The 13,197-nt window shown below is 43.6% G+C and carries 10 protein-coding genes, 1 rRNA gene, 2 pseudogenes and 1 riboswitch; of the genes and pseudogenes, 3 read left to right on the forward strand and 10 right to left on the reverse strand.

Translation table 11 applies throughout. From position 1 onward, the window contains the following. The 4 genes from L9W92_RS12580 to L9W92_RS12595 all read right to left on the reverse strand — a co-directional run. A 16S ribosomal RNA gene (locus L9W92_RS12580) occupies positions 1 to 92 on the reverse strand; the annotation flags it as partial. Between the two features lie 321 nt (positions 93 to 413). Continuing rightward, positions 414 to 1,070, reverse strand: coding sequence for a sporulation protein YunB (yunB, locus tag L9W92_RS12585; RefSeq protein ID WP_240084106.1), 657 nt, complete (start codon positions 1,068 to 1,070; stop codon positions 414 to 416). A 169-nt stretch (positions 1,071 to 1,239) separates the two neighbouring features. Then, positions 1,240 to 2,466, reverse strand: coding sequence for a tyrosine--tRNA ligase (gene tyrS / locus L9W92_RS12590; protein ID WP_240084107.1), 1,227 nt, complete (start codon positions 2,464 to 2,466; stop codon positions 1,240 to 1,242). A 238-nt stretch (positions 2,467 to 2,704) separates the two neighbouring features. Beyond that, on the reverse strand, positions 2,705 to 3,883 hold the full coding sequence (locus L9W92_RS12595) for a M24 family metallopeptidase (RefSeq protein ID WP_240084108.1): 1,179 nt from the start codon (positions 3,881 to 3,883) through the stop codon (positions 2,705 to 2,707). A 210-nt stretch (positions 3,884 to 4,093) separates the two neighbouring features. Between L9W92_RS12595 and L9W92_RS12600 the strand changes: the two genes are divergently transcribed. Then, complete coding sequence (locus tag L9W92_RS12600) at positions 4,094 to 4,270, forward strand: hypothetical protein (protein ID WP_240084109.1); 177 nt, start codon at positions 4,094 to 4,096, stop codon at positions 4,268 to 4,270. Here the strand turns inward: L9W92_RS12600 and L9W92_RS12605 are convergent. From L9W92_RS12605 to L9W92_RS12630, 6 genes and pseudogenes are all read right to left on the reverse strand, one after another. Continuing rightward, positions 4,249 to 5,289, reverse strand: a complete 1,041-nt coding sequence (locus L9W92_RS12605) for an S-layer homology domain-containing protein (RefSeq protein ID WP_240084110.1) — start codon at positions 5,287 to 5,289, stop codon at positions 4,249 to 4,251. The two genes, L9W92_RS12600 and L9W92_RS12605, sit on opposite strands and share 22 nt — an antisense overlap. A gap of 100 nt (positions 5,290 to 5,389) precedes the next feature. Beyond that, positions 5,390 to 5,905 (reverse strand): annotated as a pseudogene (locus L9W92_RS12610) (manganese catalase family protein); the annotation flags it as partial. Positions 5,906 to 5,927: 22 nt separating this feature from the next. After that, on the reverse strand, positions 5,928 to 7,016 hold the full coding sequence (locus tag L9W92_RS12615) for a recombinase family protein (protein WP_240084142.1): 1,089 nt from the start codon (positions 7,014 to 7,016) through the stop codon (positions 5,928 to 5,930). Between the two features lie 36 nt (positions 7,017 to 7,052). Beyond that, a pseudogene (locus tag L9W92_RS19375) lies at positions 7,053 to 7,517 on the reverse strand (recombinase family protein); the annotation flags it as partial. 331 nt (positions 7,518 to 7,848) lie between these two features. Next, positions 7,849 to 8,541, reverse strand: a complete 693-nt coding sequence (locus tag L9W92_RS12625) for an acetate--CoA ligase family protein (protein WP_240084112.1) — start codon at positions 8,539 to 8,541, stop codon at positions 7,849 to 7,851. After that, positions 8,531 to 9,937 carry an acetate--CoA ligase family protein gene (locus L9W92_RS12630; protein WP_240084113.1) on the reverse strand — a complete coding sequence of 469 codons (1,407 nt, stop codon included), beginning with the start codon at positions 9,935 to 9,937 and terminating at the stop codon, positions 8,531 to 8,533. The genes L9W92_RS12625 and L9W92_RS12630 overlap by 11 nt, the downstream gene beginning before the upstream one ends. Before the next feature lie 220 nt (positions 9,938 to 10,157). Between L9W92_RS12630 and L9W92_RS12635 the strand changes: the two genes are divergently transcribed. Next, positions 10,158 to 11,828, forward strand: coding sequence for a serine hydrolase (locus L9W92_RS12635; protein ID WP_240084114.1), 1,671 nt, complete (start codon positions 10,158 to 10,160; stop codon positions 11,826 to 11,828). A gap of 146 nt (positions 11,829 to 11,974) precedes the next feature. Next, positions 11,975 to 12,091: riboswitch (molybdenum cofactor riboswitch) on the forward strand. Between the two features lie 202 nt (positions 12,092 to 12,293). Then, complete coding sequence (locus L9W92_RS12640) at positions 12,294 to 13,109, forward strand: EFR1 family ferrodoxin (protein ID WP_240084115.1); 816 nt, start codon at positions 12,294 to 12,296, stop codon at positions 13,107 to 13,109. Positions 13,110 to 13,197: the final 88 nt, after the last annotated feature.

The following is a 13,197-nucleotide window of genomic DNA, read 5'->3' on the forward strand; positions in this document are numbered from 1 at the left end:
ATTCGCAAGCTTCCTCGTAACCTCCGTTCGACTTGCATGTGTTAAGCACGCCGCCAGCGTTCGTCCTGAGCCAGGATCAAACTCTCCATTTAATATAGAAAATTTGATTTGCTAGCTCGCTTTTTTTTCCTCGGAATGTACTGCTCGCTTCTTGCTTTCGCTTCGACGAGAGTTCATGTGTTTCTTGATTTCCATCCATCCACTGTTTAGTTTTCAAAGACCTGTTTTTTTGTCCACCGTCTTTTGAGCGGCGACAAAAGTAATTTTATCACTTTTCACCGGCACGTGTAAACAGGTATTTACTGGTTCAATTAACTTTTATTTTACCCGCGCCGCAACGTTTATAACTTTATCATAAGCCGTCGTATTCTGTCAAGGCCGTTTTATAATATTTTTAGCATAAATAAATATTTTTATTTGCCGGGTACGTTGCCTAAAATACCGCCTGGCAACGTTACGAAGGTATCTGGAATACTTCCGACGATGATATTCTCCGTCAACGGCATTTGAGTGGATATTAGCGCTTCACCGGATTTAGAAGGCACCACGATGCGCACGTTGGTATCCAGGTTGAGGTAGATTGTATGCTTGGTCTGGTTAATCCCGGCAGACTCGAATTTATCAGTAATATTAAACTTGACCGATCCCACCTGCATAATACTATATCTTAATCTAGGCCCTCTATTAGCAAAAATAGGGAAACCGAATACTTGCCCAATGGGTATACTAAAAGACTGCCGCCTCAGGTTTTCTAATGTTTCTTGCACCGCCATCGAGGTGTTTGACGCAATCCTGTTCACTTTAAGCGTATCAGCCTGCATCAAGGTTATTCTGCCCTCATTGTCCTTATGAATATAAATCAAATCCTGATAACGGATGTTTTCTTTCATCGCTTCTTCCTGTAATGACTCCTGTATTGCCTCGGTAACCAGCTGCACAGTTTTAACTTCAGCTATGTTAAAAAAAACATCTCTTAATTTTATATCCAACAACATTAATATTCCTATCATTGAAATACTGACAGCAGTAATAATAAAAATTTGCTTATAAGGTCGTCTCCTTTTAAACACGCGCTCACCCCCGGGACAGCGTCAACCTTTTTACCCAAACATGCCGGCGATAAAAAACACTTCTCCATTAATTTTATGATTAACGAGGCGAAACGATTGCAAAAAGGGAATAAAAAAGATCTCCATATCAGAGATCTATAACATATCAATTAGGATAAATTATACAGGATTAATTAACGATAAACTGATGATAAACCTTTTTCCCTTTTCTAATCATCATTTTTCCATCAATAAAATCCTTTTTCGTCAGTGTTAAAAAAATATCCTCCACTTTGTTGCCGTTAACCGACACGCCCCCTTGAGTAATCAACCTTCTTCCTTCTCCTTTGGAAGAAATTAAACCTGCCAAAATCATTACCTCTAAAATCCCTATGCCTCCGGACACCTGCTCCCCGTTTAATGCAGTCGTGGGCACGTTTTCAAAATTATCTCCGGCGCCAAATAAAGATTCGGCCGCGCTCCTGGCTTTGACAGCTTCATCCTCTCCGTGAATAAGCTTAGTAACCTCATAGGCCAGCACTTTCTTTGCCTCATTTATTTGTTCTCCCGGTAAACCGCCAAGCCTCCTAACCTCCTCCATCGGCAAAAAGGTTAACAGCGCCAGGCAGTTTTCCACGTCCGGATCATTGATATTTCTCCAGTATTGATAGAATTCATAAGGGCTGGTTTTCTCGGCATCCAACCATAGAGCTCCGGTTTCTGTTTTTCCCATTTTTTTACCTTCACTGGTTGTAAGCAGCGTGAACGTCAAACCATAGGCTTCCACTCCTGCCTTTCTTCTGATCAAGTCTGTTCCCGCCAGAATGTTGGACCATTGGTCGTCCCCGCCTAACTGAACAACACAATTATACTTTCTGTACAGCTCCAAGAAATCGTACGCTTGCATCAACTGATAATTGAATTCTAGAAAAGTCAGGCCTCTTTCTAATCTATTCTTATAGCTTTCCGCGGTAAGCATTCTGTTGACAGAAAAATATATGCCTATTTCCCTGAGAAAATCTATATAATTTAACTGCAGCAGCCATTCCCCGTTATCAACCATGATGGCCCTTTCTTCGCTAAAATCAATAAATCTTGACAATTGTTTTTTAAAACACTCAGAATTGTGCCGGATAGTTTCCGGCGTCATCATTTTTCTCATGTCGGTTTTGCCGCTTGGGTCCCCCACCATGGCCGTTCCACCGCCGATTAAAGCGATAGGCCGGTGACCTGCTTTCTGCATATAGGCCATTACCATCAGTTGCAAAAAATGTCCCACATGCAAGCTGTCCGCGGTGGGGTCAAAACCTATATAAAAAGTAACTTTTTCATTTTTTAATAAATTGATTAAAGGCTCCTCGTGGGTCATTTGTTTGATATATCCTCTTTCCAGCAAAGTATCGTATACGCTGCCCATATCCTGCCCTCCACAAATATTTGCATTTTTATAATAGTATATATACAATCCCGGCTGTTATCAAACATTTTCAAAACAACTCCGGCATATCACCTATCCAATTCACCAAAAGTGATAATTATCCCCATTCAACATACCTCCATCATTGTTGACTGCCTGCTTAAAAAAGTAAAGGTTCCGGCCTGTCACAGCGAAACCTTCGACCAAGGAATGAATAAATTTGAGATACATCATTTATTTAAACATATATTATCCCTTCATCAAAAACAGTTAAATTCTCAAAACCGTCTTTTGCAACTAAGAAGGTGTTCTCAACCCCAACCGCGCCATCGGGAAAGACGAATTTTGGTTCGATTGCGATAACCATTCCTTCTTCCAGCGGAGTATTAAATCCATGCGCGATCACCGGAAGTTCATCCAGTTCGATGCCGATGCCGTGGCCGACAAATGCCACAGGCTCGGGGAAGCCCAAAAAATGCTTTCCATACGCGCTGTCTCCGGCCATTTGCCTTGCCGCATCGTATAGCTCGCCGCAAGCCACCCCCGGCTTGGCAATCTTCTTTATCTCTCTCAAAATATCAACCGCCAGTGCGTGGGCCCCGGCCAGGTGTTCCGGCAGCTTTCCGAGGCAAAATACTCTGGTCTGGTCTAACATATACCCGTCAAAAACAAAACTATAGTCTAGCAGCACCGGCTCGTTACGGCCAATCAATTTAAAGCCGGAACCCTGCGCAAACGCCGGACTAACCCCTTTTCCGCCCACAGAACCGTCGAAATAGCTGGGGGACGTATTTTGACCAGATAACAAATGAACATAAAACAATTCTTGATTTAATCCCCGCACCCTCATTATACCGGAGTGTCCTTTTTCTCGTGAAACCGCCGCGACAATTCCGGTCAGTTCCAACTCAGAAATACCTTCCCGGATGTTCTGCTTAACCAGAGAAAATATTTCCTCGTGGAGTTTCGCGATATCCTGAAGAATTTCTATTTCATAAGGCGATTTAACCATCCGCACAATGCGTATAAGCTGGCTTATATCAACCACCCGGGCCGGTTCAACCAGCTTTTGGTAACGAATATACTGGCTTGCGGGCAACACATCCAGTTCGAAACCCAATGTTTTTAACTGCCCGTAGCCGTATTTCTGCAATACGGCGTTAAATTCCTTCAGACTGTCCAGGCCGATGACATTATCCATGGGGGATTCTTCTCTAGCCCGCTCCAGGCTTTTTTTGACCATTAACAATGGCTTGCCTTCGGAAGGCACAAAAAGATGAGAACGTTGAATGGTACCCGTAAAATAAAAGAGGTCGGCGTTCTGAATTATTACTGCCCCATCAATATCATGCTGCTTCATAGCGTTTTGCAGTTTGGCAATCCTGTGGTCCAACTCAGATTTTGGTGTGTAACGCAAGGCTTATACCTCCTCTCGGCAAATATAGTACGACATTAAAAATAATACTGAAACTACATTACTATATTTATTTTATTTTGGCAATTAATATATGTTTAGTTATTGTTTTAAAGGAATACTTTCATTTTGTGATATAGTATTACTAACGGGTACGCGCTTGGCACAGTATATCAACCCGGATTATATACGGACAAAAACGAAGGGAAACACATGGACAGAAGTAACAAAGAATTAAAAGTCATGCTCATGCTCATTGAGCATGGTGTCAGCCGGGATTACGCCATAGTCGCAGTAAATGAAATATGGAGCGAGCAGGATTTGGATGAGATTATTTCTTTACCGCCCGACAAAGTGGCGGAAATAGCTCAAGATTTAAAGGATTTGTAAGTTGTCTCATAGGACTCCAGCGTTCTTTGCAATATTGTCAGAACTTCAGATTTAGTAATAAATTGATCCGGCTTAAAGGTGCCGTCAGGATATCCGGTTATAATGCCCCTGGCCGCGGCGGCTTTTAAGCCAAGCGCCCATGCGGGCAAATCATCTGTAAAGTCAGTATTTTGTTCTGATATGGGAAATAGTCTGCCCACTGCGTTAGCTGCTTCCGCTCTGGTCAAATAATTACCCGGTTCAAGTAAATTTTGGTAGCCGACAATAACCTCCGAATCTATGAGAGGCTTTATTTTATCCAGATCCTGCGGAGATATTTCGCTCAAGTCCAAGAAACGCTCTGCAAGAATTTTATCGTCCTGGACAATCTTTAACGGACACGAGGGAAAAGGCACAGTCAAATCAGCCAGACTCTTAAAAAAATCCAGCCGCGTAACTTTTTCATCAGGATTTTTATTATACTCTTTCGCAACATCAATTAATCGAGATACTCTAACCCTACTATAGTTTTCCTTATTAAAAACAAAGTCCAATACCATAATTTTACCGGCGGTGTCAATATTTCCAACTTCTATAATAATGGAGCGGGGTGTACCGGAGATGAATTTGATCCCCGGTTCATTTTTGGTGTCCTGTATCTGATTTTTTTCGCCATCCAAGAAATCGGGCCATTCAACGTAATTTTTATAAGTTTCAGCGGTAGGAGTACGCATGTAGCATGCGCCAACGGGTAAGGAAACCATCACTTTATTCCCGGGTTTTACCGGAACACTTACATCTTTTTTCCCGGTTATCCTTAAAGTTCCCAATACCCTATTTTCACCGAATGAAACCTTGGGAGTCGACATTACCGTATTAACCGTATTTCCTTCGCTTGTTTTTTCACCGATACTGTCGGGATCGGAAACAGTAACGACAATATCACTAGCGGCAATGCCTACTGACGGTACACCAAGCGAAATCAAGCATAAAGCCGGTAAAACCATCAATGTCAAAATTCTTCTGAGCTTGGTATACACCCTAATCCCCCCATTTAACTTGCCTTTTATATCTAATTTTACCACACCTCCCAGGAATAATAAAAGAGCCCGAAGGCTCAAAATTATTACCCCAAAATCCTTATGGTTCCACGATATCCTTGCCTGTACTTAAAAACACCTTCTTGCCGCGCATGTAACTTTGCACATCATTCAGGGTCTCACCAAAGCGTTGAAAGTGCACTATTTCCCGCTCCCGGAGGAACTTAAGCACATCGGTGACTAAAGGATCATCGCTCAAATGAATTAAGTGCTCGTAAGTAGCCCGTGCTTTTTGCTCGGCATCCATATCTTCGGTCAGATCAGCAACCGGGTCGCCGGTGGCAGCGACATAAGAAGCTATCCAGGGCACGCCGTTAGGGTCGCTCCAGAACAAGGCGGTGTCATGCTGGGCGTAATGCCCGCCCAGCCCGGCGGCCTGCATTTGCTGGGGACTAACTCCCCTGGTTAGCTTATAAAAAATCGTAGCAACAATTTCCATGTGAGCCATTTCTTCCGTACCTATGTCCGTTAAAAGCCCTTTAGCCTTGTCTGTAGGCATGGTGTATCTTTGGTTCAGGTATCGTAAAGACGCTGACAACTCCCCGTCCGGCCCGCCGGACTTATGGTTTTATATGCCCCTAGATGTGAAACCTGGCATTAATAATATTGCCGTTATCGTCAATATATATCTCACTAAAGTGACCGATAAGGGTGAACTTTGTGTTCATCGGAAGTTCGTTGATATTTTCGATGTGGCCTCTTATTGTCTCAAATAATTCGTTAACCAAGTGTTCGGCGCTATCCAACCTTTCGAGTTTTTGATTTAAACTATCAATGCTCAGTTGAAGTGTGTTTTTTTCTTCCCTTAGTTCAATCATCCTTTCCTTGTACTCTTCCAAATTGATGATATCCTGCTCATATGCTAATTGTTGTTTTTTAATGGCCTCGATTACCTTCTCCAATTTAAGTCTATGCTTTTCCCTTTTATTTATAAGGCCGTGCGGGTCGTCAGAAAAAAGATTTATATTTCTTTTCATAGTATTTAAAAGTTTATCCTTATCCATGAAAAAGGATTTAATATAAAAAAGCAGCTTATCGTCAATGGCTTGCATATCCCAACTTTTTATCTTCCCTCCGCACTTTCCATTAACGCCCAAGCACCTGTAATAATATCTATACTGACTATTTTTTTTCTTTTTCTTGAGTTTAATCTTAAATCCATATATTTTACCCTTGCAGGTTGCGCACCTTAATATACTTGAACCAAGGTACTTTCTATCGCATGACCACTCATGCCGATATTTTTCTTTCCTATGCTCCATTACCATTTGTATTCTATTAAATTCGTCATTAGTTATCAAGGGCTCATGTGTGTTTTCCCGGATTATCCACTCCTCCCGGGGGCGGACAACTCTTTTCTGCCTGCCTTTACTGTCTCTAATTAAGGTAGTGACGTTATAGATCGTGACTCCCAGGTAAACCGGGTTTGAAAGTATTGTCCTTATGGAGTTAGTGGACCATTGGCCACCTCTGCGGGTTTTGATACCTTGTTCATTTAGCCATTTGGCAATTTTTAGTTGACCCCAACCGCTTAAGAAATTTTCTACTATCTGCCGATAAGTAGTTGCGGTTTCAGGGTTTACAACAAGTTTCTGTCTGTCCTCACTTAACATGTAGCCATAGGCAGGCAGCGGAACATTTGTTTTGCCTTCTTTTGCTTTGATCAACTGGGTTACTCTAACCCGGGAACTAGTGGTTTTTCTTTCTTTCTGCGCTAAGGCGCCGTGTAAAATAAGGAGAAACTCATCGTCGTCGGTCCGGCTGTCGTAATTCTCCTTAATTGATATAAAAAAAGCGCCATAATCTGATAATGTGCGCTTAATGGTAATAATATCCATGACATCCCTTGAGGTACGCGCAATCTCTTTGGATACGACACCTTTGATTTTTCCCAGCTTAGAGTCCTCGAACATATGGTTGATTTCATTCCTGAGATAGGTATATTCACCCGATTTAACATCTATATATATTTTGGTCAGCTTATATCCGTTAACTTCGGCCCATTGCTCAAGTAATTTCTTCTGGTTACCAATGCTTGATTTCTGACTGTCCTTTTTAGTTGATATTCTTATATAACCCCCGATTTCAAGTCCTTTCTCTTCAAGAGTTTTTTTTGCATCTTCGTGCTTTGGATAATTTTGTCCTGTTATGTGAGGGGGGATAAACATACCATCACCCTTTTAGCTGATCCTGAACTTCATTAAGGTTTTTCTATTTTTGGGTTTTGAGGAACCTTATCGGACTTTGGCTTCTGCCATTTTTTTCAAGGGCCATTTTAATAAAAATTTTAAGCATGCTTTCATAGATATCGTTAGGCATTTCCACTGTCTGTTTTATCACCTGGCTCATAAATACCACCCCCTGTAATTGCAAAATATTCTGTTTGTATTTAAAAAGTGCATCATAAAAATTTCTCTCGTATATACAAAAACCCCCGGGAAAAACCCGGAGGTCAATAATTTAGGTTAGATAAAGTTATTAGCTTTCGTCGTAAATTAATTATAAGTTTTGGTTAACAACTACGCGCGAGTCAACGGCTAGCATACCTTGCGGATAGGCAAATACAGGGTTTAAATCGATCTCTTTAATCCGGGGCTCTTTCTCCACTAGCCTGGAAACCTGAAGGATGATGCCGGTTAGCGCGTTGATGTCGACCGGCGGGCGGCCGCGGTAGCCTTTTAAAAGAGCGCTGCCCTTAATCGAATTAATCATATCTGTCGCGTCCTTTTCCAGCAACGGAACCTGGCGGAAGGTAACATCATTAAACAATTCCACCAGGGTCCCCCCCAGACCAAAAGCGACCACCTGACCAAACTGCGGATCAGTAGTCATACCGACGAGTAATTCCAGGCCAGGTGAAGCCATGGGCTGAACTGTCACCTGCGCTCCCGGATCAATCAGCCTGGCCTTTTCCATAATACCACGGTAAGCCAAGTGCACAGCTTCCTCATCTTTCAGTCCCAGGCGAACACACCCGGCATCAGTTTTATGGGTAATAGCCTGCGAGCGCACTTTGAGCACCACCGGAAATCCGGTTTCTTTCGCAATTCGCACGGCTTCGTCCTCACCGGACGCCACCCGGCATGAGTTTACCGGAATACCAGCCGCCATTAACAGCGCTCCCGCTTCATCCTCAAACAGCAGATTCCGTCCTGACGCGATGGCGCGGTCAACAATCTCATTAACTGTCACGGTCAGCACCACCTTTGCGCAGCATGCCGTAATGCACCAGCGCCGCTGCCGCCACAGCGGTTTTTTCCGGCGCGGTGTAAAGCGGCACACCGGCATTTTGCATGAAATCCTGATCCGCCCGGCACCCCTGCCAGTTCCCCACAAAATTAACAATTAACGGTTTTTCGTATTTCTTATGCGCATTGATTAGTTCAATCGCGGGAAGCTCCCAGGTTTTATGCAGGCAGTACACCGCGAGAAGCAAATCAACGTTGTCGTCTGCCAGCATCGCCTCAGCCAGACCGCCATAAGTCGGGCGGCTAAAGCCCAGGCCGGCCGCATCAAGCGGGTTTTTCAGGACAACCGGCGGATTGTCCGAACCGATAATCTGCTTCACCCGGCTGATGGTTTTTTCATGCAAGGGTGGAATGACACATCCGGCCGGCGCCAGGTGATCAATCATGACAACACTCGGCCCGGCGGTGTGCGTCAGAATCCCCACCCGGTTACCTTCCGGCAGCGGTTGGAGCGCCAGAGCTTTACAGGCGGCAACCAACTCGGAAACATTGTTTACTGTAAAAACCCCGTACTGATGTAAAATATCCTGGTATAGTTGAAAAGATCCGGCCGAACTGCCCGTATGGGTCTGCGTGTAGCGGTCGGCTTCCGCCAGCCGCCCGGCTTTGTAAACCACCACCGGTTTTTTCCGGGCCACCCTGCCGGCTGCGCGAACGAACCGGCCGGCATCGGCGGAGCCTTCAATAAACACCCCGATGACGGCAGTTGAATCATCGTTTTCCAAGTAATCAAGACAATCGGTGAAACCCAGGTTGGAACAGTTGCCCACTCCGATAAACTTGTTTATGCCGATCCCTTCGTCAACAGCCAGGTGAATGGTTGTCAGCCCGATCCCCCCGCTTTGTGAAATTATTGATACTTTTCCGGCGGGTATTTTGAGCGGGTAAAAGGTACTGTAGAAATTACCGTCGTTGTTAATCATACCGAGAGTATTCGGACCAATCATCGGCAGCCTGTATTTTTCAGCCGCCGCAATCAGGCGTTTCTCAAGATCGCGCCCGACCTCTCCCGTCTCCCTGTAACCACCGGCATTGCATATAACCCCTCGCACGCCGGCGCGTCCACATTTCTCCACAGCTTCTACCGTAGCGTCCTGATTTAAGCAGATCACCGCCAAATCAACCGGCTCCGGTAAATCCTCCAGACTTTTATAAACCTTGCACCCGAGCACCTGTTCATGACGTGGGTGGATCGGGTAAACCTTCCCCGTAAATCCACCATGCAAAATGCTTTCAAGAACATTGTAACCAACCCGGTCAGGGGTATCGGTAACACCAAACACAGCCACTCGCCTTGGATAGAAAACAGGACGCAGATCCACCGGCCTCGTGCCAGACATGGTACTCGCCTCCCCGCGATAAAGTATGTAATGTTGATAAGATACATATAATGCCATCCTGTTGTCAAGACATGGGAATATTTTTTTATTGATAATGGAGGCCTTCCTGAAAAAACAGGAGGTATTTTTTAAAAAAGCAAGACTGCTCAAATTTCTAATTTATTCATAAATTAGAAAGACGGGAGATAAATAATATGATACTCCTTAGGGAGGGTTAAAAATGTTTCGCAGAACATTCTGTTTAAATAATAACCGGTTTACCGTGATAAAGCCAAGGAAGAGACAAGACCCTGATTACCATGATTTTGATCCGGAAAGCGCCGTTGCAGCCGATTCCCCGCGAGACATTCTCTTCAAGCCATATATCAACGTGCCCCAAAATCAATTAGACGCTGCAATTCTAGCTGAAATGAACAGCAAAAAAATTGTTGGTGTGGCCGCCGCCTTTATTAGAGATAATCGTGTGGTTTGGGCGAACGGCTATGGTTGGTCTGATCTGGAAAAAGAAAAGCTAGTCACCCCTGATACTATTTTTAGAATCGCGTCAATTTCCAAAACCATTACTGCCACCGCTTTAATGCAACTTTGGGAGTGCGGCTTATTCAACCTTGATGACGATATAAGCATTTATCTGGGTTATATGGTCAGAAACCCAAAATACCCTAGCGCAAAGATAACTTTCAGGATGCTTCTCACTCATACTTCCAGTATTCTAGATTTTGGCGGTTACGAGCAGGCGTTAGGTTCCCCGCAACCACCACTTTTAAGAGATCTTTTGGTTCCCGGCGGGAAAGCATACAGTGAAAAGACCTGGGGGGACTTTTTGCCCGGAACCCAATTCGTTTACTCTAATTTTGGTTTCGGCATCATCGGCGCATTGGTCGAAATGATCTCAGGCAAGCGTTTCAACGATTATACCATTCGTCATATCTTTTGGCCATTGGGAATGGACGCGGGTTATAACGCTGCTGACATAGTAAATTTCCATAAAATTGCCGTTCTATATAAAACCAGCGGCGGCGGCAAGTTTTATCCTGCATGCGACTATTTCCAAACAGGCGAGAGACCCGCCAGAAAAGAATACAAACTGCCGCTGGGAAACTACTATATCGGTCCAGCCGGGGCGGTAAGAGCGAGCGTATTGGATCTGTCAAAATTCATGATCGCCCATATGAATGGGGGACTCTACGGCGGAGTTCGCATTCTCCAAAAACACACCGCGGATTTAATGCACCAAATGCACTGGTATGGATACGGGATGGAGGGTTTCTTCAGATATATTGGTCTGAGCTTTCATATTACAGACGCCCTGGCGGAACGAAGACTAACGGGGCATGCCGGTGAAGCCTGCGGTCTGGTTAGTGATATGTACTTTGACTGTGATGAAAAAATCGGGGTTATTTTTATGACAAACGGTGGTTACTATGAATTTCTCAGCAGCGGTTACACGGATATAGAAGAGGCTGTAATAAACACCTTGTTTAAGACATTTGCCGGTCCGCCAGGATCAACGATTAGAGTCATTACCACCATTCTCAATGATAATAAAATTTTAGTTAATGGAAGAATAATTTTTTATCCGGTTCTGCCTGACCTGGGTATGGAGGATTTATACGTTCCCGCGATAACAATCGCAGACGCGCTTGAAACGACCATTGAGTTCGATAAAGAAATCGACATGCTGATACTGACAAAAGGCGTAACAGTAATCCGCGCGAAAATTGGAGACGCGCGGCTTGAGGCAAATCACAACACCATTGCGTTAAGCAGTCAAATATATCTCAAGCATGGCTTTGTAATGCTACCCTTAATCATAGTCTCAAAATTACTTGACGCTTGTGTTTATTGCAACCCGGTAATGAATGAAATAAATATAACTCTGCGACCCTGAGCGGATAAACTTATAAATTATACAGAACGGGGATGGCGGCTGATAATGTCGTTTTGAGTATCTGCAAAAAATGAACAAAAAAATAATTACCGAAAAACTGTTTTAATTTGAAGGAATTCTGAAGGATATGTGGTAATGTGGTAATATTGAAAGAAATTCTCCGAGCCTGTTTAGCCTAAGCGAAAAGTATGGATAACAGGCCGTTAGGGTATATTGGGAAACCAGTATGCCTCCCCAGTCAATAGTAACAACCTTTTTAGTGGATCTTCTGTGATATCATTGCCCGTTTTTTTAATGAAGAGCTAAATATTTTTTATACAAGGAAAATGTCATGCGGGGTAGAAGTATATTACGGGCTTTATTATTGCAAAACCACAAAGACAAAAGTGAGCACACTATATTATTTTATTGGCCTTCAAGCGGAATACCGCTAACAGTACGTAAAGAAATGGGTGGGACTAGTTTATGGAAAAAATTAATGCGATGTATTTTAGCCCTACTGGTACAACCCAAAAGATCGTATCCGGGCTGGCCGGAAAGATTTTAGAAAATGCCGGCGGGCAAACAGCGGTAAACATTATTGATTTTACCCTGCCGGGAGTTAGAAAAGAAACAGTGTCTTTTACTGCGGAAGACCTGGTCGTGATTGGAGTGCCGGTCTATGCCGGCAGAGTGCCAAACATATTACTGAAATATATGAATTCTATTACAGGTAACGGTGCTCTGGCGGTCGCTGTGGTTTTATACGGTAACAGGGATTATGACGATGCTTTGATTGAGCTGAAAGATATTCTGGAGCTAAACGGCTTTAAAGTTATTGCCGGGGGCGCATTTATCGGGGAACACTCGATCTCCAAAATTCTGGCTAAAAACCGGCCTGATGAAAAAGATATGGCGGTAATAAATGATTTTGCTAGTAAAATATATGCCAAAATTACCACTGGCAATAATCTGCAAAGTGTCATGGTAAAAGGAAATAAACCTTATCGCAAATATTACATGCCTATAGATGAACATGGCATGCCTGTGGACTTTAGAAAGTTTGTCCCAAAAACAAGCAGCGATTGTATGGATTGTAAGCTCTGTCCAAGTATCTGTCCGGTCGGTTCCATTAATTATGAAGATGTTTCTAAACTGGATGGAATTTGTATTAAATGCGGCGCCTGCGTGAAAAATTGCCCCAATGAAGCCAAATATTTTGACGATAAGGATTTTTTGAGACATAAGCATGAACTGGAAGTTGAATTTGCAGAACGCAAGGAGCCGGAGTTATTTTTATAATCATCCACTTTTTTGCCGTGGTAGTATCTACGTTGGCAATGTGGGACTAATAATTGTCAGTCGAACCGTCCCCCTGACACTCCCTTAA

It is taken from the genome of Pelotomaculum terephthalicicum JT, from assembly GCF_022410535.1.
Lineage (GTDB): Bacteria > Bacillota > Desulfotomaculia > Desulfotomaculales > Pelotomaculaceae > Pelotomaculum_D > Pelotomaculum_D terephthalicicum.

Coding starts and splice junctions, on each gene's coding strand:
- L9W92_RS12600 (WP_240084109.1), top strand. CDS start 4,094: ATGGACAGAAGTAACAAAGAATTAAAAGTCATGCTCATGCTCATTGAG.
- L9W92_RS12635 (WP_240084114.1), top strand. CDS start 10,158: ATGTTTCGCAGAACATTCTGTTTAAATAATAACCGGTTTACCGTGATA.
- L9W92_RS12630 (WP_240084113.1), bottom strand. CDS start 9,937: ATGTCTGGCACGAGGCCGGTGGATCTGCGTCCTGTTTTCTATCCAAGG.
- tyrS (WP_240084107.1), bottom strand. CDS start 2,466: ATGGGCAGCGTATACGATACTTTGCTGGAAAGAGGATATATCAAACAA.
- L9W92_RS12640 (WP_240084115.1), top strand. CDS start 12,294: ATGGAAAAAATTAATGCGATGTATTTTAGCCCTACTGGTACAACCCAA.